The sequence below is a fragment of the Nostoc sp. genome (assembly GCF_036917465.1).
In the GTDB taxonomy this organism is placed as follows: domain Bacteria; phylum Cyanobacteriota; class Cyanobacteriia; order Cyanobacteriales; family Nostocaceae; genus Nostoc.
The window spans coordinates 22,629-43,261 of sequence record NZ_JBALDL010000097.1 but is presented as its reverse complement, the minus strand read 5'-3'; the positions used below and the strand labels follow the sequence as shown (position 1 = coordinate 43,261).

Annotated in this window: 19 protein-coding genes and 1 pseudogene; 11 read left to right on the top strand and 9 right to left on the bottom strand. The window is 41.5% G+C overall.

Translation table 11 applies throughout. The annotated features are described in order from the left end of the window. The first annotated feature begins 46 nt into the window (after positions 1–46). Positions 47–691, top strand: a complete 645-nt coding sequence (gene hisG, locus V7K38_RS26690) for an ATP phosphoribosyltransferase (protein ID WP_334862299.1) — start codon at positions 47–49, stop codon at positions 689–691. Between the two features lie 84 nt (positions 692–775). Here the strand turns inward: hisG and V7K38_RS26685 are convergent, their stop codons facing one another. After that, positions 776–985, bottom strand: a complete 210-nt coding sequence (locus V7K38_RS26685; protein WP_334862297.1) for a hypothetical protein — start codon at positions 983–985, stop codon at positions 776–778. A 163-nt stretch (positions 986–1,148) separates the two neighbouring features. Between V7K38_RS26685 and V7K38_RS26680 the strand changes: the two genes are divergently transcribed. From V7K38_RS26680 to V7K38_RS26665, 4 genes and pseudogenes are all read left to right on the top strand, one after another. Continuing rightward, positions 1,149–3,689 carry a GAF domain-containing protein gene (locus V7K38_RS26680; RefSeq protein ID WP_334862295.1) on the top strand — a complete coding sequence of 847 codons (2,541 nt, stop codon included), beginning with the start codon at positions 1,149–1,151 and terminating at the stop codon, positions 3,687–3,689. A gap of 17 nt (positions 3,690–3,706) precedes the next feature. Continuing rightward, on the top strand, positions 3,707–4,132 hold the full coding sequence (locus tag V7K38_RS26675; protein ID WP_442940807.1) for a response regulator: 426 nt from the start codon (positions 3,707–3,709) through the stop codon (positions 4,130–4,132). 5 nt (positions 4,133–4,137) lie between these two features. Beyond that, positions 4,138–6,417, top strand: a complete 2,280-nt coding sequence (locus V7K38_RS26670; protein ID WP_334862344.1) for a hybrid sensor histidine kinase/response regulator — start codon at positions 4,138–4,140, stop codon at positions 6,415–6,417. Positions 6,418–6,710: 293 nt separating this feature from the next. Next, positions 6,711–7,623 (top strand): annotated as a pseudogene (locus tag V7K38_RS26665) (hypothetical protein). Between the two features lie 177 nt (positions 7,624–7,800). Here the strand turns inward: V7K38_RS26665 and ychF are convergent. From ychF to yidD, 3 genes are all read right to left on the bottom strand, one after another. After that, positions 7,801–8,892 (bottom strand): redox-regulated ATPase YchF, encoded by a 1,092-nt coding sequence (ychF, locus tag V7K38_RS26660; protein WP_334862291.1) that lies wholly within the window; start codon positions 8,890–8,892, stop codon positions 7,801–7,803. A gap of 45 nt (positions 8,893–8,937) precedes the next feature. Further along, positions 8,938–9,123, bottom strand: a complete 186-nt coding sequence (locus V7K38_RS26655; protein WP_334862289.1) for a hypothetical protein — start codon at positions 9,121–9,123, stop codon at positions 8,938–8,940. Between the two features lie 136 nt (positions 9,124–9,259). After that, a complete protein-coding gene (gene yidD, locus V7K38_RS26650; RefSeq protein WP_334862287.1) occupies positions 9,260–9,496 on the bottom strand; it encodes a membrane protein insertion efficiency factor YidD in 237 nt (78 codons plus the stop codon). A gap of 61 nt (positions 9,497–9,557) precedes the next feature. On the opposite strand from yidD, the gene V7K38_RS26645 reads away from it, so the two are divergent. Beyond that, the gene (locus V7K38_RS26645; RefSeq protein ID WP_334862285.1) at positions 9,558–10,259 is read left to right on the top strand and encodes a diacylglycerol/polyprenol kinase family protein; all 702 of its coding nucleotides are present in this window, start codon (positions 9,558–9,560) and stop codon (positions 10,257–10,259) included. 94 nt (positions 10,260–10,353) lie between these two features. Here the strand turns inward: V7K38_RS26645 and V7K38_RS26640 are convergent, their stop codons facing one another. After that, positions 10,354–11,280: an alpha/beta fold hydrolase gene (locus tag V7K38_RS26640; protein WP_334862283.1), complete on the bottom strand. Its 927-nt coding sequence runs from the start codon at positions 11,278–11,280 to the stop codon at positions 10,354–10,356. Between the two features lie 439 nt (positions 11,281–11,719). Here V7K38_RS26640 and V7K38_RS26635 point away from each other — a divergent pair, with 439 nt between their 5' ends. The 4 genes from V7K38_RS26635 (at position 11,720) to V7K38_RS26620 (ending at position 15,119) form a co-directional block, all read left to right on the top strand. Further along, complete coding sequence (locus tag V7K38_RS26635) at positions 11,720–12,274, top strand: thioredoxin family protein (protein WP_334862281.1); 555 nt, start codon at positions 11,720–11,722, stop codon at positions 12,272–12,274. A 71-nt stretch (positions 12,275–12,345) separates the two neighbouring features. Then, on the top strand, positions 12,346–13,074 hold the full coding sequence (gene pyrH, locus V7K38_RS26630) for a UMP kinase (protein ID WP_334862279.1): 729 nt from the start codon (positions 12,346–12,348) through the stop codon (positions 13,072–13,074). Then, a complete protein-coding gene (gene frr / locus V7K38_RS26625; protein WP_334862277.1) occupies positions 13,061–13,609 on the top strand; it encodes a ribosome recycling factor in 549 nt (182 codons plus the stop codon). The genes pyrH and frr overlap by 14 nt, the downstream gene beginning before the upstream one ends. 388 nt (positions 13,610–13,997) lie before the next feature. Continuing rightward, positions 13,998–15,119 (top strand): geranylgeranyl reductase family protein, encoded by a 1,122-nt coding sequence (locus V7K38_RS26620; protein WP_334862275.1) that lies wholly within the window; start codon positions 13,998–14,000, stop codon positions 15,117–15,119. A gap of 318 nt (positions 15,120–15,437) precedes the next feature. Here V7K38_RS26620 and V7K38_RS26615 read toward each other — a convergent pair whose 3' ends face one another. Together V7K38_RS26615 and V7K38_RS26610 are read right to left on the bottom strand one after the other, a co-directional pair. Next, complete coding sequence (locus V7K38_RS26615; RefSeq protein WP_334862273.1) at positions 15,438–16,244, bottom strand: CPBP family intramembrane glutamic endopeptidase; 807 nt, start codon at positions 16,242–16,244, stop codon at positions 15,438–15,440. Positions 16,245–16,483: 239 nt separating this feature from the next. Then, positions 16,484–16,921, bottom strand: coding sequence for an AbrB family transcriptional regulator (locus tag V7K38_RS26610; RefSeq protein WP_094341554.1), 438 nt, complete (start codon positions 16,919–16,921; stop codon positions 16,484–16,486). A gap of 1,445 nt (positions 16,922–18,366) precedes the next feature. Between V7K38_RS26610 and V7K38_RS26605 the strand changes: the two genes are divergently transcribed. Next, complete coding sequence (locus V7K38_RS26605; protein ID WP_334862271.1) at positions 18,367–19,374, top strand: succinate dehydrogenase/fumarate reductase iron-sulfur subunit; 1,008 nt, start codon at positions 18,367–18,369, stop codon at positions 19,372–19,374. A 75-nt stretch (positions 19,375–19,449) separates the two neighbouring features. Here V7K38_RS26605 and V7K38_RS26600 read toward each other — a convergent pair whose 3' ends face one another. Both V7K38_RS26600 and V7K38_RS26595 read right to left on the bottom strand, forming a co-directional pair. After that, positions 19,450–19,974: a TolB family protein gene (locus V7K38_RS26600; protein ID WP_094341552.1), complete on the bottom strand. Its 525-nt coding sequence runs from the start codon at positions 19,972–19,974 to the stop codon at positions 19,450–19,452. A 69-nt stretch (positions 19,975–20,043) separates the two neighbouring features. After that, entirely contained in the window at positions 20,044–20,604 is a 561-nt protein-coding gene (locus tag V7K38_RS26595) for a TolB family protein (protein ID WP_334862269.1), read from the bottom strand. Between the last annotated feature and the right edge of the window lie 29 nt (positions 20,605–20,633).

The window sequence follows — 20,633 nt, the reverse complement described above, 5'->3', positions numbered from 1 at the left end:
GAGATATTATTCAACTGCCAGTACGCCAAGGATACTAAGAAAAAGAATGCTGACTGTTGCATTGCCAAAAGGGGAACTCCTTAAAAATAGCATCCGCCTGCTACAATCTGTGGGATTAGATTTTAGTGCTTTTTTAGATTCAGGAACTCGCCAACTTCAAATTCCTGATCCTAAGGGACTTGCAAAAGCTTTGTTGGTACGGGCGCAGGATGTGCCTGTTTATGTAGAATATGGTCAAGCACAATTGGGTATTGTCGGTTACGATGTGCTGCGGGAGAAGCAGCCGCAAGTTGCCCACTTGATAGATTTGCAGTTTGGGTATTGTCGGATGTCGGTGGCGGTAAAAGCATCAAGTTCTTACCGATCGCCTTTAGATTTACCACCGCATGGTAGAGTTGCTTCAAAATATGTGAATTGCGCTCGTGAATATTTCCACAGTCTAGATTTACCCGTGGAAATCGTACCATTATATGGTTCAGTGGAACTAGGCCCGATTACTGGAATGTCAGAAGCGATCGTAGATTTAGTTTCTACAGGCCGGACTATGCGCGAAAACGGTTTGATTGAAATTGCTACTCTGTATGAAAGCACGGCGCGGTTGATTGCCCATCCTCTAAGTTACCGTCTGAACACGGGTAATCTTAGTGATGTGATGGCCAACCTGCGGGAAGCCGTTTTGGTAAAAGTTTAATAGTTAGAGCAAAAGTTAGAAGTCAAAAATAAAGCTAAGGTTTTCATTTACAAAATCATGATTTTCATCAAAAAAATCATGATTTTACTTCTGACAACAGCCTTTGGTGTGTATGCCATCGAATACTAGTTCAGGTAAGTCGATATCATCCTCAATCCGTCTATCACTTCCCCGATTCAAGATGCCACTTCCATTCCTCTCCTCAATACGGAGAGAGGCTTTGAAACCCCATTCCCTTGTAGCGAAGGGGGTTAGGGGGTTAGGTTTCTGATACCAATAATACTTTTTAAACATTCTCTAAAGATTAGTGCGATCGCACTAGTACAATATTTAAACACAATTCCCTGAACAGCCAAAGGCGGGGAAATGACTAATAATTGTTAAAAAAAGTTAAGCTACTCTTGAGACAGCCATGCTGCTGACTGAATATTACACTTAAATTTATTAATAAAAGTTAATGAACGCTGGACAACTTGATACAGAAATGGCGCGGCTAGAAGCCCTCCGCCAGTATCAAATTCTTGACACAGAACCCGAAGAAGCTTACGACAATCTTGCTCAGTTAGCAGCATTTATTTGTGGTACTTCCATGTCTTTGGTAAATTTTATTGATGAAAACCGTCAATGGTTTAAGGCAAAAGTAGGTTTAGATGTATCAGAAATGCCTCGGTGTATTGGATTATCTTACCTTTGCCAAGAGCAACGTCAGATTGTGGTGATTCCTGATACCTTAGCTGATGAAAAGTTAGCCAATAATGCAGTAGTCACTGGCTATCCCTTCGCGCGGTTTTATGCAGGTGTACCCTTAATTACCCCAAAGGGAGATATGCTAGGAACTCTCTGTGTACTTGACCAAGTTCCCAAAGAATTGAGCCAAAAGCAAATAGAAGCGCTTATGGCTCTGAGTCGCTTGGTAATCGACCAACTAGAACTTAGGCGTTATGTAAATGAGGTATCTCAAGTTACTGAAAAGCTAATGGGGCAAGAGCAAGCTGCGACAACCCGCATCAATAATCTTCTCGAAAGCATTACTGATGGTTTTTTTGCCCTAGATAAAAACTGGCGATTCAACTACATTAATGGTCAAGCAGAACGGCTGTTGCAAAAAAACCAAAATGAGCTTCTGGATAAGAACATTTGGGAAGTGTTTCCAGAAATCATCGGCACAACATTTTACCGTGAGTATCACAAAGCAATCTTAGAACAAGTGAGTGTGGAATTTGAGGAGTTTTATCCGCCACTAAATTGCTGGCTTCAAGTCCATGCTTATCCTGCAAAAGATGGTTTGTCTATTTATTTCCAAGACATTACTGAACGGCGGCAAACAGCAGAAGCACTACGCGAAAGTGAAGAACGCTGGGAATTAGCATTACATGGTAATAATGACGGCATTTGGGATTGGAATCTGAAGACTAATAAAGTGTTCTTCTCAACTCGGTGGAAGGAAATGCTCGGTTATAAAGACCACGAAGTTTCCAACGGTAGGGATGAATGGACAAAACTAATCCACCCTGATGAGCGAGATTGGGTACTTCAAGCCTTTCAAGACCACTTTGCCAAGAAAACACCGTTTTATGTCTGTGAATACCGAGTTCAGTGCCAAGACGGTAGTTATAAATGGATTCTAGATCGAGGACAGGCACTTTGGGACGCATTGGGTGATATAGTTCGTATGGTGGGTTCTTATACAGATATCACAGATCGCAAGCGGGTAGATGAAGAATTAAAACGGCAGAATTTGCGATCGCTATTATTTGCAGAAATAACCCTGAGAATTCGAGACTCTTTACAAATAGATGAAATTCTCCAAACCACAGTTACAGAGGTACAAAAGTTACTACAAGCTGACCGAGTTTTAATTTTCCGATTGGAAAGTGATGGTTCGGGAACAGTGGTACAAGAGGCGGTGTTACCTGGTTGGCCCGTCATTTTGGGAGAAAATCTGATCGATGGCTGCTTTAAAGAAAAATATATAGAAAGATATCGGCAGGGCAGGGTGAGTGCTATGGAAGATATTCAAGCTGCTCACGTTCACCCTTGCTATCGAGAATTTCTTCAGAAGTTTGCTGTAAGAGCTAACCTTGTAGTCCCAATTCTTGTCAGAGATAATATTTGGGGCTTGTTGCTGGCTCACCAGTGTGCCGCACCTCGACAATGGAATAACTTTGAGACGGAGTTGTTACAGCAACTAGCTAATCAAATTGGCATTGCTTTATCTCAAGCGCAACTATTAGAAAAAGAAACCGAGCAAACTCAAGAACTCGCCCGTTCTAATGCGGAATTAGAACAGTTTGCTTATGTGGCTTCCCATGACTTGCAAGAGCCGTTACGGATGGTAACAAGTTATTTACAACTATTAGAGCGAAGATATAAAAATCAACTTGATGCCAATGCCGATGAGTTTATCGCCTACGCGGTAGATGGGGCGCGGCGAATGCAGACCCTAATCAACGATTTGTTGAACTATTCCCGCCTCAGTACCCGAGGACAGCCATTTAAGTTAGTTGATTGTGATGTAATTTTACAGCAAGCGATCGCTAATCTCAAAATTGCGATCGCAGATAGTCAGGCAATTGTTACTCATGATGCTCTACCTGAAGTTATGGCTGATAGTACCCAACTCACACAAGTATTTCAAAACCTGATTGGCAACGCCATCAAATTTTGCCAAAATCAGCAGCCACAAATTCATATTGGGGTAGCCAAGCCAAATGCAAATCTAGACGGGGAAGGTTTAAATTCTATACCATTGGCAGATGAATGGTTGTTCTGGGTAAGGGATAATGGCATTGGTTTGGAATCCCAGTATGCAGAACGTATATTTATAATTTTTCAGCGCCTGCATGGTAGAGACAAGTATCCCGGTACTGGAATTGGTCTATCAATTTGTAAAAAGATTATAGAACGCCACGGCGGCCGGATCTGGGTTGAGTCGAAACCGGGTCAAGGCTCGACTTTTTACTTCACAATTCCAGATAGAGCAGGTAAACAATCGTGAGTATCATAACAGCGATTATGCCTATTGAGGTTTTGTTAGTAGAAGACAATCCTGGCGATGCCCAACTTACACGCATCGCCCTAGAAGATAGTAAAATATCGATTCATCTAAATGTGGTCGAAGATGGTGTGGAGGCAATGGCATTCTTGCGGAAACAAGAAAAATATGTTAAGGTAGTCCATCCTGATATTATATTGCTCGATTTGAACTTACCCAGAAAAGATGGGCGGGAGGTACTGGCAGAAATCAAAGCAGATGAAAAACTCAAGCGAATTCCCGTAGTAGTTCTGACGACTTCCCAAGCTGAAGAAGACATTCTCAAAGCCTATAATTTATCTGCAAACTGTTACATAACTAAGCCAGTAGATTTCGATCAATTCGTTAAAATTGTCCAATCAATAGAAAATTTTTGGTTTGCGATCGTAAAACTGCCGCCGGAGTAGCGCAAATGGCAGGTAAAAATATTAAAGTTTTGTTAGTAGAAGATAACCCTAGTGATGTCTTTTTATTACAGGAGTTTTTAAAAGAAGTTACCACAGTTGTAGTTGACTTGATGCCTGTTGAGCGGCTTTCAGAAGCACTAAACTACTTAGCTAAGGAACTTTTTGATGTAATTTTGTTAGACCTCTCGCTACCAGATAGCCAGGGGCTAGAAACCTTTGTAATTGCTCACCATCAAGCAAAAGCCACTCCGATAATTGTGCTGACGGGTATAAATGATGAAACCCTAGCAATTAGAGCCATGCAAGAAGGAGCGCAAGATTATTTGGTGAAAGGGCAAGTAACTGGTGACTTGCTGGTACGCTCTATGCGTTATGCTATTGAACGTCAACGGGCAGATGACGCATTGCGCCACAGTGAGGAGCGATTTCGGGTAGCCCTGAAAAACTCTCCTATCTTTGTCTACAACCAAGATATAGATTTACGCTACACCTGGGTTTACAATCCCCCATTTAGATTGACTGTTGAGGAAATATTGGGCAAACAAGACTTGGATATTATCTCAGTTGAAGATGCTCAACGTCTCACCACAATTAAACGTGGGGTGCTAACCACTGACATAGGAACGCGAGAAGAAGTATCAATTACAATCAAAGATACAACTCGATATTACGATTTGACAGTTGAGCCATTGCGGAATGAGTCGCAAGAAATTGTGGGCGTGACATGTGCCAGTATTGATATTAGCGAACGACAGGCGGCGCTACGCGAACGCAAATTGGCAGAAGAAAAAATCCGCGAACAAGCAGCATTACTAGATGTCACCACAGATGCCATTTGCGTGCGAGATTTAAACAATCAAATTATTTTTTGGAACAAAGGCGCAGAAACACTTTATGGCTGGAAAGCTACAGAGGCTTGGGGCAAAAATGCTAGTGAGCTTTTGTATGACGAACCTTCCCCAGAAATAGAAGCGGCTCTTTTACAAGCTACTAGTAAAGGTAAGTGGCAAGGTGAGTTAACTAAACTTACCAAAGCTGACAAAGAAATTCTTGTTGCTAGTCGCTGGAGTTTAGTATGTGATGAACAAGGAAAGCCAAAAGCTATTCTCACCGTTGACACAGATATTACTGAGAAAAAACATTTAGAAGCCCAATTATTTCGCGCCCAACGGTTGGAAAGTATTGGCACTTTAGCTAGCGGCATTGCTCACGATCTCAACAATATCCTCACACCAATTTTGGCAGGAGCGCAACTCTTACCACTTAAATTTCCCGATGCAGATGAGCGCACCCGTCATCTATTAGAGATATTGGAAATCAATGCTAGACGCGGGGCAGATTTAGTCAAACAAGTGCTGTCATTTGCGCGGGGTGTAGAAGGAAAGCGCATCACTTTGCAACTCAGACATATAATTGTGGAAGTTGGTAAGATTCTTAAAGAGACATTTCCCAAATCCATACAAATCAGCACTGATGTCCTGCAAGATTTATGGATGGTTTCTGGAGATAGCACCCAACTACATCAAGTGCTGATGAACCTTTGCGTTAACGCCCGCGATGCAATGCCCAACGGCGGGAGTTTGAGCATCTATGCTGAAAATCTCTTGATTGACGAAAATTATGCCCGCATGAACCTGGAAGCCAAAGAGGGGGCTTACATAGTGATTACTGTCTCCGATACTGGAGTTGGGATTACTAAAGAAATCTTAGATAGAATTTTCGAGCCATTCTTTACCACAAAAGATATCGGAAAAGGCACAGGTTTAGGACTTTCCACCGTGGTGGGAATTATCAAAAGCCACGGTGGTTTTGTGAACGTCTATAGCGAACCAGGAAGTGGCACTAGCTTTAAGGTTTACTTGCCAGCAGTTGGGGGAATGGAAACAATTACTCCAGAAGAATTGACACCACAGAAAGGACATGGAGAATTGATTTTGATTGTGGATGATGAAGTTGCCATTCAAGAGATTACGAGGACATCGCTGGAAGCTCACAACTACACAACCCTAATTGCCAGTGATGGCATTGAAGCGATCGCGCTATACGTTCAAAATCGAGATAAAATTGATGCCGTACTGATGGATATTATGCTGCCCACCCTCGATGGTTTAACTGCCATTCGTACCCTGAAAAAAATCAACCCTCAAGTCAGAATTATTGCCAGTAGTGGACTTATGTCTGACAACAAGCTGAGTGCAGTAGCTGCTATTGGTATCAATACGTTTTTGGTAAAGCCCTATACAGTCAACGAATTATTGCTTTCTTTACAGAAAATCCTATCGTAACTCAAATAATTACGTAAATATTCTGATGCTTGTGAGTAGAAAAGACAGCTTCATTGATGTGGGTGCAAATTGTTAGTATTTAATATTATTGAGCCTCGACTAACACACTCCTCTTACGGAGTGTAGGGGCTGGGAAGAGTTTTTCTAAGCCAATGCCCCATACCCAATCCTCCATGCCCAATTCCTTGTAATATGTCTCGGTTTCTCAGGTTACAGCACTTACGGCAGCTATGAGGTACATCCTCAAAGCTGAAAGCTGTGATAGAAGAGGGGCAAGAGGAAAACTGTATTGCATAATAGCCGGAAGCGCTGTAATCATCAATATAGTAGTCTTGAGTACATTGTTACTCATATCTGTGCAAGTTTGGGCGCATGATTGGAGACCAGTTCGCGGTGGTATCCCTTTCGGAATCAGTGGTATGGCTTTGATAAAGCAGCAAAGCAATACGCTCGATTTTCTGATTGTCCACGACAACAAAAAACCCAATCAAACACGTTTAGCAATTATTAGTATTAAAGGGAAAAAAACAACCTGAATATTTCTCATTAAACTGGCCAGACAAAATAGAATTGCCCATCGATTTAGAAGCTTTAACATCTGTTCCAGAAAAAACAAAATTCTCTTTCATCGCTTTAAGCAGTTCTGGAAAAGCCTATTATATCAGGTTAAATCCAGTCGTTAAAACCGTCTTAGTTCTCAAAAAATTCAATTTACCAGGAATTATTCAAGGAAATAATTTTGAAGGATTTGGATTACAAAATATAGACGGAAAAATAGTTGCTATTTGGGCAGATCGAGGTGAAGGAGAACAACCAGCAACTATTTTTTGGGGAATGTTTGATTTGGCTAAATATCAAATTACTCTCGCAGGTTCTGCCAATCTAAAAGTACCGTTTCCATCTGGCAATGTTCGTCATATTTCAGATATTAAGATAGACCCCATAGGAATTGTATACATCACCTCAGCAAGTGATGCCGGAGATGATGGCCCATTTCAGTCAGCTGTGTATGTCGCTGGTTATTTGGGATTGGGTGGTAACAAAATTGCATGGCGGCAAAATTCTCAACTTGTTCCCCTTTACCGCTCTGATTACCACAAAATTGAAGCTATGGAACTTGTACCTGGTGCAGAAGGTGGTGCGATTGTTGGTACAGATGATGAGAATTTGGGTTCCTACGTATACATGGTGGGCGGAAGTAACTGAAGTATGTCTTTGCTGGTTTATTTGCGATCGCCTAATAGCTTCCTTAAAAAGTATGCATAATTTTAAGCTTTTGTCAATATTTGTTAGTGCGATGGCGTACGGTGGGCGGGTACGCGATCGCAATTTAGTATAAGTTGACCATTATCAGTTAGATAATGGCCACTTAATTAATTACCCTTACACATTAAATCGGAACAACATTACATCCCCTTCCTGCACAACATACTCTTTTCCTTCACTGCGAACCAACCCTTTTTCCTTCGCAGCATTCATCGAACCAGTTGTTACCAAATCTTTATAAGCGACAGTTTCAGCGCGAATAAATCCCCGCTCAAAATCACTGTGAATTACACCAGCAGCTTGAGGTGCAGACATTCCAGCATTAATTGTCCAAGCGCGGGTTTCTTTGGGGCCGCAGGTAAAATATGTCCGCAAGCCTAGAAGCGAGTAAGTTGCACGAATCAATGATTTCAAACCGCCTTCTTCCACACCTAAAGACGCGAGGAAATCTGCTTTATCTTCCTCTGGTAACTCTACTAACTCCGCTTCAACTTGAGCCGAAACTATCACAACTTGGGCATTTTCTGTCGATGCAATTTGCCGCACTGTTTCCACAAAATGATTACCAGTTGCCAACTCATCTTCAGATACATTGGCGGCGTAGATAATCGGTTTATAAGTGAGCAGTTCTAATCCCTTAATAATTACTTCTTCTTCTTCATTCAAACTTACCTGACGCACCGATTTACCTTCATTTAAAGCCGCAGCTAATTTTTCCAAAACTGAGACTTCAAACTGTGCATCTTTGCTGGTACGAGCTTGTTTGCGAGTCCGATCAATTCGCCGCTCAATTTGTCCTAAATCTGATAAACCCAATTCTATATTAATGATTTCAATATCTCGCGCTGGGTTAACAGAACCAGCAACGTGGATAATATCGTCATTTTCAAAACAACGTACCACATGGATGATCGCATCAACTTCCCGGATGTGGGACAGGAATTGATTTCCTAGTCCCTCACCCTGACTTGCACCTTTAACCAAACCGGCAATATCTACAAATTCAACCCGCGCCGGAATAGTTTGTACCGAACTAGCAATCTTAGCAAGAACACTTAACCGCTCATCCGGTACTGCGACAACGCCGACATTCGGTTCAATCGTGCAAAAAGGGAAGTTAGCCGCTTCTGCCTTGGCATTAGCAACTACAGCATTAAATAAAGTAGATTTTCCGACGTTGGGAAGTCCGACAATTCCGGCTCTTAGCATTTTGGATTTTAGATTTTGGATTTTGGATTACATTACCAGGGTAATTTAAACCGGTTCCGGTATGGTTTGAGGAATCGTCCCTGGAACTGTTTGAGGAATGGGAGCAGGTAATGGTTCTGGTAAGGGCTGCGGTATGCCTGGCCCGGGTGTAGGTTCAGGACTCGGTAGTGGATTCGGTTCAGGATTGGGAATTCGTGGTTCGGGTATAGAAATCGCAGTAGGATTAAGCATGGTAACTCCAAATTAAATTATTCAACTTTCTCAAGCTAGATGACAACCTCATATCTTGACATCTCCCCAAATACCTATACCCACGAACACTTCTTTAATTGGGCATTAGGAATTGGGAATTGGGAATTGGCAATATCTACTCCTCTTTTACCTTTCCTACCACCTCTGGCACTGGATCGTAACCACCTGGATGAAACGGGTGACAGCGCAAAATTCGCCGAGTCGCCATCCAGCTACCACGCAATACTCCAAATCGTTCAATAGCTTCAATAGCATACATCGAACAAGTGGGTTGAAAGCGACAAGTCGGGAGAAACAACGGCGATATAAACATTCGGTAGCCCCGAATCAGCCAAATAAATAATAATTTCATTGGAGTTACCTAAATCTTATAAATTAGTAACAGAGGTAAAAATTTTCATTTTGTTACATCTTTGTTGATTACATTTTCTGACTTAACCTCAATTCCGGTTTTATGGCTACAAATTGCGATTACTGCAATTTGGGTGTTAGTCATCCTCATGATTGCATGGGTGGTAAACCGCTTCACCGATAAGCCAGAAATCGTGCGGAAGATAGTTCATATTGGCACTGGTAACGTGATTTTACTTGCTTGGTGGCTAGATATTCCTGCCAGTGTAGGGATTACAGCTTCTATTTTAGCGAGTGCAATCACCTTATTATCCTACCGATTGCCTATTCTTCCTGGTATTAATAGCGTTGGAAGGCAGAGTTTCGGGACATTTTTTTACTCTGTCAGTTTCGGTATTTTAGTTGCCTCTTTTTGGTACTTGCAACAACCCCAATACGCAGCACTAGGAATTCTGATCATGACTTGGGGAGATGGACTAGCAGCCTTAATTGGGCAACGCTTTGGTACACACAAGTATAAAGTTTTTGGAACACAAAAAAGTTGGGAAGGCTCCCTAACGATGATGTTCGTTACCTATCTCATCAGTAGTTTGATTTTGATTGGCACTCAAGGGAATAATTGGCAAACTTGGGCGATATCGCTCGTGGTTGCATTTATCGCTACTGGTTTAGAAGCTGTTTCATTTTTGGGTATTGATAATTTGACAGTTCCTTTGGGTAGTGCAGCCCTTGCTTTCTTCTTAAGTCAGTTAATCTTGAGTTAACTCTATGAAATCTCTTTTAAACAAGAATAATCTTTGAATAAAGTTTTATCTTTGAATATGCATTCTATAAATTTTGAGGTTAACTTGATGTAAATTATTCCTCTAGCTTTGCCGAGTCTATTAGTGTCTTTCGCTCCAAAATCCAATCGAGTAAAATCGGATTGACTAACTCCGGCGCTTCATCCTGCGGACAATGCCCAACTCCCTCTAAAGGAATAAACTTTTCTACTTGCGGAAAATTAGCTAATTCTCTCCCTAATTTAATTGGTTCCCACGGATCAGCCGTTCCCCACAAAATAATCGCCGGACACTGTAACAGTGGTAAAAGTTCTTCAGGTAATGGCCCTGTAGAATAAGAGGTAAAAGCCAGAAACACAGCCCCAGCCCCCGGATCGCTTGCTGGTGACATAAGAATATCTACCAACTCATCTGTCACCATCTCAGGATTCGAGTATGCTTGCAGCAGAATTTTCCGCACCGTTTTCGGTTTGGCGAGTTGATTGAAAAAGAAATCGCCAACTGGTTTGATAGATAACAGGCGTTGTAGTAAAGGCGCTCCGAAACGACGAGTCCAAGGTAAAGTTACCCGTTTGCGATCGTGTAACAGCCGTAAAGAACAGTTTAGCAAAGCAACTCCTAAGACAATATCTGGATTGCCAACTGCTGCTTGCATGGCTACAATACAGCCAATTGAATTGCCAACTAAAAAAGCTGGTTCACCGACTATTTCCCGGCAAAAATCTCCTACTTGTTGTCCCCAGGTTTCTAGAGTATAAGCAATTTTTTCACCAGGTTGAGGTTTTGCAGAACCGCCAAAACCAATCAAATCAATAGCATAAACACGGCAATTTTGTGCTAACACAGGAATATTTTTCCGCCAATGCCACCAAGAAGCGCCAAATCCATGCACGAGGACAACAGCCGGCCCAGTGGTTCCTTGGGTTTGATAGCAGATAGAGAAATCTTGCCAAATCCAGGTTTTTGTAGAGGTAAATGCTGTTTTTGAACTTGAGGTTGTCATAATAAATTTGATGAATACAAGAGTAAAAGCCTTTCAGCAGTAAGAAGCAAGTAAAATTGTTTTGAATTTGAATAAAATTTATCAGATTTTCAAAGAAAATCCTTTACTCTAGTGATAACTTAGACATTACAGCATGAAACTTCTAGACTGATAGTGTTATCCAGGATAGAGAGTTTTCGTCTTGTTGATAGGGCAATTTCTCACAACTTAGATTGTGTCAGCATTAAGTTTATAATGTGAACAATATTTTTGCGATTTATTTAGATGTGAGTGAATTAGTATCATTGCTAGATTCAGTAGTTTCACAATTTACGATCGCGAATGAGAGTCTATAACATTGTCAGAATATGAGGCATCGGCTAAGGAGTGGTTTGCAACTGGAAACTGACGCTGAATTTAACAATACTTTTCTTGTTCCTAGTTCTGCGAGCCAGACAACATGAATATACTAGAAACAATCGATACTCCCATCGGGAGCTATGCACCCGATTTTGAACTGCCAGGAATTGACGATCAAGTACACCATCTTAGGCGTTATCTTGAGAAGTTCCGAGCAGTGGGCGTTATTTCCTTATGTAACCACTGTCCTTATGTAGAGTGGTATATCAACAGGTTAAAAAACATTCAAGCCGAATTTGCCCCTAAAGGCTTCACACTAATTGGGATGAATGGTAGTGATGGTAATCTTGAAACTAGGCCAAGCTTTGAAAATATGAAAGCTTTTGCCCAGCGTCACGATTTGAACTTTCCTTACCTGTGGGATTCGACGCAAGATGTAACCCAGAGTTTTGGGGCGACAAAAACACCAATGGCCTTTTTAATAGATGCTAATGGTATAGTTCGCTATAAAGGCAGAATTGATAATCATCCCCAAGATGCATCAGCAGTGGGAGAAGAATATTTGAGAACTGCGATCGCCTCTCTATTTCTTGGTCAGACCATAGATGTACCACAAACAGAACCAATAGGTACTACATTGATTTGGCGTAACTAGACATAGATAGTCCCTGTAACTGCTATCTTAAATTGGAGGCAATTGCAACTTTTTTGATAAAGCGTAACTTCATGGGAACGAATTACCGACGGGTTTTACTCAAACTGAGCGGTGAAGCCTTAATGGGCAACATGGGCTATGGTATTGATCCAGAAGTGGTCAAAGGAATAGCACAAGAATTAGCAGAGGTGATAGCCACTGGCATTCAAATAGCCATCGTTGTTGGCGGCGGCAATATTTTTCGTGGCGTGAAAGCAGCGTCGGCGGGGATGGACAGGGCAACTGCTGACTACATAGGGATGATTGCCACGGTAATGAACGCCATGACGTTGCAAGATTCGCTAGAACACATAGGGGTACAGACGCGGGTGCAAACTGCGATCGCTATGCAAGAATTAGCAGAACCATATATCCGTCGTCGTGCCATCCGTCATCTTGAAAAAGGGCGGGTGGTAATTTTTGGGGCTGGTTCTGGAAATCCCTTCTTTACTACAGATACTACTGCGGCACTAAGAGCAGCAGAAATTGACGCTGAGGTGATTTTTAAAGCCACCAAAGTAGACGGAGTATATGATGCCGATCCTCACATTTATCCTAACGCCAAGCGTTACAATAGCCTTACCTACGCGCACGTTTTAGCCAAAGATTTGCGGGTGATGGATAGTACTGCGATCGCCTTGTGTAAAGAAAATAATATCCCAATTCTGGTATTTGACCTAACGGTGCGAGGTAACATCCACCGAGCAGTCTTGGGAGAATCCATCGGTACCCTTGTGGGAGGTTCTTGTGATATTAGCTGACGCTAAAAGTAAAATGCAAAGTTCTGTTGAGTCAACTCAACGAGCTTTTAACACGATTCGCACTGGCCGCGCCAATTCGAGTTTATTAGATAAAGTATTAGTGGACTATTACGGTTCGCCTACAGCCTTAAAATCACTGGCGAATATTAGCACGCCAGATGCCTCGACAATTCTGATTCAGCCCTACGAGCGCAACACCTTAAACATCGTTGAGAAGGCGATTTCTCTCTCTGATGTGGGTTTAACCCCCAGCAACGATGGTTCTGTGATTCGGCTGAATATTCCGCCTTTGACAAGCGATCGCCGGAAAGAATTCGTCAAAATGGCTACCAAGTATGCTGAAGAGGGTCGTGTTGCTATTCGCAACATCCGCCGCGATGCCATAGACTCGATTCGCAAGCAAGAAAAAGCCTCTGAAATCTCCAAAGATGAATCAAAAGACCAACAAGACGACTTGCAAAAACTCACAAACGAGTATACTGCCAAAATAGACGCGCTCTTAGCAGAAAAAGAAAAAGACATTACGACTGTTTAAAGTCTAAAGTCTGAAGCATAAAGGCTGAAGAATGATACTGAAATTCTTCAGCCTTTATCATTTCTTAAATATCGAACAAAAATTAATCAAGCACGTAAGTGGGCGTGAATAATTGAAGTAGTGTTAATTCTTAAACAATTCGTAATTCCTAATTCATAATGACGCTCTCTACGAGACGTTGTACGTAGCTTGCTTAAGAGCAGGGGTACGTTGACTCGCTACGCTAATGTAGTTGTGTTTTATGACGGGAATTTAAACGCCGACTAACATACAAGCCATTTATAAAAATGAGGTTATCAACCCATATTTAATTACGAATTACGAATTATGATAAATTGCCCCTACTACAAGAGAAAATCAACTAATTCAGGAGCAAAAATTCAGCCTTATGTACGACTGCATCATCGTCGGTGCTGGCCCAGCTGGTGGAACAGCTGCATATCATTTAGCCAAGCAGGGCCGCTCAGTATTAGTGTTAGAGAAAGAATCCCTGCCAAGATATAAACCTTGTGGTGGTGGTGTATCCCCAGCGATCGCTCAATGGTTTGACTTTGATTTTAGCCCAGCAATTTCTGTAAAAGCTGACTCCTTTCGTTTTACATGGAAATTGGGCGATCCCGTAGAAACAAAAATTGGTACAGGAGAACCAGTCTGGATGGTGCGACGAGATATTTTTGACCATTTTCTAGTGCAGCAGGCACAGAAACTAGGGGCTGAACTCCGAGATAATACTGAAGTGATTGGTATTGAATTTAAAAGTGACCATTGGCAAGTTAACACAGCGAATGGCCCAATTACAAGTCGCTACTTAATCGCGGCTGATGGTGCTAAAGGCCCAATGGCAAAATGGCTAGGCTTCAAAGAACGTAAACGTTTTTTAGCAGCAGCTTTGGAAGCAGAAGTTCCTGCAACTGTGACAGACAAATCCACAATTCACGTTGAGTTGGGCTTGGTGAAAAATGGCTACGCTTGGAACTTCCCGAAGGCAGATGGTTATTCCATTGGTGTCGGTACATTTATCCGTGGCGAACCCCAGAATTTTAAGAAGATTTTAGATGAGTACGCGCGATCGTTTAATCTAGATATCAAAACTAGTAAGCAGCATGGTTATCCTATTTCCTTGTGGGATGGAAAGCAAAAGTTGCATACCCAAAATGCAGTTTTGGCTGGGGAAGCTGCTTGTGTAGTTTATCCGATGACAGCAGAAGGCATTCGTCCTTCAATTTTTAGCGGTTTGATCGCAGCAGGAGCCATTAATGATTCCCTTTCGGGTGACACCAACGCTTTAGAAAAATATAGTGAAGCTATTAATGAAGAATATGGTACTGAGATGGCTTGGGCACAACAATTAGCTGGAGCATTCTATCGCTTTCCTGGTTTTGGATACAAAGTTGGTGTTAAGCATCCCTCTGGTGGCAAAATCATGGGTAAGATTGTGTGTGCAGAACTGCGCTATAGCGACATTGCCAGTCGCGCCCTCAAGCGTTTAATACCTGGTTTTGGAGGTTAAGTATTAGGGATTAGGTAACGAATCTCTAGCAAACGAGACACCTACATTAATCATCTCTTGTAGGGTGGGCATTTCGTCCGTCCTATTTTTACTTTATTTATTAGGACTTACTCAAAACCACACGGTGTAGGGGCAATTCATGAATTGCCCCTACCTAAGAATAAGGGTTTTGGCTAAAGTTTTGCGTAAATCTTATTTATACCTAAAGACATCTGTAACTTTAAGAAGACTAAAATCACTGTATGTCATAGACTCATGCTCCAGTTTTATCTTAATTGTGCATGACTTCCCCAGCCCCGTAAGACATCTAACACGAAATTAAAAATACCGAGAGAAAAGCCAGATACTTATTGCAGTTCCCAGTACACAAATAATTCCCGCCAACCCAGCTAGAGGTTTTTTATTCTTACCTGTAAACCAGTCAGAGACTTTACCTGTGTAAGTAATTAATTCTGCTGTATCTAGGGTTGCGATCGCCCATACCCATCCCGCGTGCAATCCCCAAGCTAAACCCAAATTGTTGCGAGCGGCAAAACGTGCCAACACCAACACCATTCCCATCAGCCACAATCCAGGGAGTTGGGGTGCGGTTTCACGTTGCTCCCAAACTAGATGTAGCAAGGCAAAAATCAAGCTAGAAATTGCTGCTGCTACCCAAACGGGATAATCCTGTGCTAATTCCGTGAACAGAAAACCCCGAAAAACTAACTCTTCTATCCCACCAACTAACAATGCTATCAAGAAAATCGGTAGCAAGATGGGTAGTACTAACTTGAAATTCGTCTTTTCAAAAGAACACCAACCTAATCCGAATTGCCCACTAAATACAATAGCTAGGCTTACCACTCCCAAACCGAAACCTAGCGCTAACGAACCAAGGGTTGAAAAATTCCCAACAAAGCCGTAATCCGAAAAAGATTTATTGGTAAGCCAACTAACTGCCCACAAAATCAGGGGAGCTAATAGGTAAAGTGATACCAATAAGGGCATTTTTTGCTCTGGCTGTAAAGGTTTAGGAGGTTGCCAATTGAGCAATATTGCTGATACTGCTGCTACTGGCAACCAGCAAACTATCCAGAAAATAAAAAATGCCATCACTATAACTAGTGCTGGTGCATTTTGCATAAATGCTAGAAATACGTTAACCGAAGATTCAAAGAAAGTTATCAAAAAAAACACGATAGACTTCTTGCACTATAGATTTCTTGCTGATTAATCAAGAATCTACTAAATTTGGTGAATTTTGCAAGGGGTCTAATCGTATTTTTTACTTCAGACAAAATTTTCTCAATAGAGTTACTAGTTTGCTGTGGAGGTAAGGACAAGTTCTCATTATCTGAAACTTATCCCTACCATCAGAAAATTTACTCTTCGTCTTCCAAATCTTCGTCTGATTCTTCAGAGTCTATATCTGCTGAGGTTAGTTTTTTATCACTTTCGCCAAGTTGAATCAAGTGAATATGCTTGTATCCCAGCCTAATTTCAAACTCATCTCCAGACTTTAAGCCCATTGCTTTGGTATATGTAGCACCAATCACAATCTGACCATTTTGATGGACGCTAACCCGATATGTCGGTTCACGACCACGACCATCTTTAGGTGCTTCTGGACTTAGAGGAATTCCTCTAGCCGATAGCAAAGCGTCATAAAAATCAGTGAGATTGACACGAACCTGGTTATTCTTAGTAACAGTGTAATAGCCGCACTGTTTAGCTCTTTCTCGGCGTGGTAAAGTGGAAAGTTCTTTTACTTTCGCAAGTAGTGCTTTTCCGGTTAATGGTGCGGTTGCAGTTTCAGTCATTATGCTCAAATTTTCCTTACTCTCTCCAAGCTGATAAATGATGTAGTCTTATGCTGGCATTTGGCTTTTTAGCATTTGCATAGAGCTACTTAGGACTCTAGTGTAATGGGTGAATCACTGCCAATAGGAGACAAAAGCACTTCATATTATGGTTGTCCACAACCAATTAGAGGTCATAGTTGCCACAGAAATTAATTTTGCTGATTTCACGGCACTTTTAACCATTATTCGCCATCAGAAATAAAATTATTTTCTCTTTTGGCGCTACTGTAGCGGTGTAACTTTCAGCCACCTTTACAAATGGGATTGGTTCTACTCCAAATAAGTCGTAGACTCAATAAATTGCAGGTTTTTCACTTTCAGTGCTTGCCTTTCTGCTAATGATTAGGTAGAGTTTTCTCTATTCATCCTCTCAAGCTTAGGACAGCATAGTATTTCAATAGAGTCCTACGGGCTTATGCCCTTTTGTCCTGCCAGTAGAGACGCGAATTTTCTTGTCTCTACCTTACGAATCAACAAAGCAGTAGTAGCCGCTCTGATACGGCTATTGATTCTGCTTTTGTGACTTCGTAATTTTATATTAAATACTAGCATGGACTAATAATAGCAAAATAGTTGTTTAAATTTGAATTAAAGTTGCTGGTAAATTTTTATTTAAATTTCTGGACTTAAGGAAGAAAAAGCCGTGACGATTTTCCTAACCCTTTATTGCATTATAAAAATTTATCTAATTTATATGAGTAGTTTTGACCAATGAGTTAAATCCAAGATTTTCTTTATTGAGAGGAGAAAAAAATCTCAAAGTCTCGCCTATCCAGGATTCCCCGATGCGCGAGACTTTTATTTGAAAGTGGTGAGGATTTTTCCTGAGTTTATTACAGTAAGCTCAAAAGCGGCCAGAGGATTTTGTACGTCTGTCTATGGGAAGAATAAATCTCTTAACATACGCCTAGCGCTTAATTGCCACTAATATATATTGAACATTTGCTTTTACACTTCTATATAATCAAAAAATTCCGTCAAGCGGTAGCAAAGGCGAAATTTTTAAGCTAGGATTGCTTGACTCAATTTGACATGAAGACGTACTGCTAACCTGAAATGCATTTAATTTGGATACGATCGCTAGCTAAAAGATAAACCTGAGTCCCTTTCTAAGTAAAGCCCCTTTCCATTACATTCTCAAACGGCTAAATTCAATGTCAAGCTACGATTACATTTTTGGCGTTTTCTCTCAGAATTTGACACAAATTTTGCCGACAGCGCTGCTAAAAGTAAAATTTTAATAGTTATCCTTAAACTAGAATCAGTTGCCTTTAATCGTCAGCCTATTAACACCAGGCTTTGAATTGAGGGCAAAAAAAGTATAGCTCACTTTTCGCAACTACTTGCCTTGACTCATAATTGTTAAGGCTGGTGAAGCAATTTTAAAATTTTGGTTAGTAGTCATGGAAGTTATTTTTAAGGTCATTCGGCAGCAACAAAATTCCTCGCCTGTTGTGCAAACCTATCTTGTAGAGGCTGAACCAGGTAATACAATCCTGGATTGCCTCAATGATATTAAGTGGGAGCAAGATGGAACGTTGGCATTCCGCAAAAATTGCCGTAATACGATTTGTGGTAGCTGTGCTATACGAATCAATGGGCGTTCGGCTTTAGCTTGCAAAGAAAATGTTGGGAGTGAACTTGCTAGATTACAACAAATACCATCATTCCAAAGTAAAATAAATACCATTCCTGAAATCACGATCGCACCTCTTGGCAATATGCCCGTGATTAAAGATTTGGTTGTAGATATGAGCAGTTTCTGGAATAATTTAGAGGCAGTTGCTCCTTATGTAAGTACGGCAGCCCGACAAGTACCAGAAAGAGAGTTTTTGCAAACACCACAAGAGCGATCGCGCCTCGATCAAACTGGTAACTGTATTATGTGCGGTGCTTGTTACTCTGAATGCAACGCCCGTGAAGTTAATCCAGACTTTGTTGGCCCCCATGCCCTTGCCAAAGCTTATCGGATGGTAGCGGATTCCCGCGATAGCGATACCGAAAATCGTTTAGAAAGCTACAACGAAGGTACTAAAGGCGTATGGGGTTGCACTCGTTGTTTGTACTGCGATTCAGTTTGTCCAATGGAAGTTGCACCATTAGAACAAATCACCAAAGTTAAACAAGAAATTCTCACCCACAAAGAAGCTAGCGATAGTCGCTCAATTCGTCACCGGAAAGTATTGATAGATTTAGTTAAAGAAGGTGGTTGGATTGACGAACGTCAATTTGGTTTACAAGTAGTCGGTAATTATTTTCAAGATTTAAAAGGATTACTCAGTCTTGCACCCCTCGGTTTGCGGATGATTATCCGGGGTAAATTCCCCTTATCATTTGAACCTTCAGAAGGGACAGAACAAGTGCGATCGCTCATTGAATCTGTGCAACAAGTAGAAGGGATTAGGGATTAGGGATTAAAAGAATTCTTTCCCAGTCCCCATTCCCCAGTCCCCAGTCCCCATTCCCCATTCCCCATTCCCCATTCTTCAACGCGGCTCTTGAGGTATATTCAACGGCTGTCCATTCCGGTCATATACTAAAATATCCCATTGCCCGTTGTTACTGGACTCAAAAGCAATCCTACTACCATCAGCACTAATTGTAGGGTTGCGGACTTCGGCTTGGAGGTTATTAGTCAAATTTCGTGATTGGCGTGTTTCTCGGTCATAAAGAAAAATAGCCGATCGTCCCTGGCGGCTAGCGGCAAATACAATATAACGACCATCTTGTGAAACACTAGGATGATTTGCGATCGCATCAAAGGAATTTAAACCTGGCAAATCAACCAAATCACGAGTCACCGTATCAAACATATAAACATCTTGGCTACCGCGTCGGTCAGTAATAAAAACAATGTATCTCCCAGAAATTTGGGGGTTTAATTCTGATGCCAAACTATTGAGACTCCGACCCCCCGGATCAAAGGGATAACTCAAAAGGCGAGGGTAGCCAAAACACCCAGTTAATAAACTTAAGCAGAAAAATACAGGTATAAAAAAAATACGTTTCATATAATTTAGTCATTAGTCATTAGTTAATAGTCTCATAACTCCTAACTCCTAACTCCTAACTCCTAACTCCTACGGTGGTGAACCTACGGTTGCACCATTAGGAATATCTAACTCAATATTTGGCCCCCGATCTAGCACTTCAATATCCCACTGACCTCGGCTAGCGGTTTCAAAGACAATATAACGTCCATCTGGACTGATATTTGGTTTTCTGATCCAGCCGCGATAGGTTGGTGTGACGATTTGCGACTGTTGCGTAGCGCGATCGTAAAGCGCCACTACTGCTCTACCTTGGTCGCTAGTAAGATAAGCAATATAACGCCCGGTATAGCTCAAGCTAGGACTTTCAGCAATTGTCTCTGCTCGGTTTATACCCGGTGTACCAATAAACTGTTGCCTCTCCAAATCGAAAACCAGTAGCTGCTGATTACCATTCCGATTAGATACAAACGCTAAAAAGCGCCCATTTCCACTCAAAGCAGGTTGCTCCTCAGTGTAACGACTGTTGAGGGAAGTAGGCCCTATGGAAATATCGTTAGAACCACAAGATGTAAGCAAACCTGTTAACCCAAAAACCAGGCTCCAATGAATTGGTCTTTGGAGCCAAAATGTAAGCGTAAATTTTTCCACCTCAACTGTTTTCCGTCGCCTTTAAACGT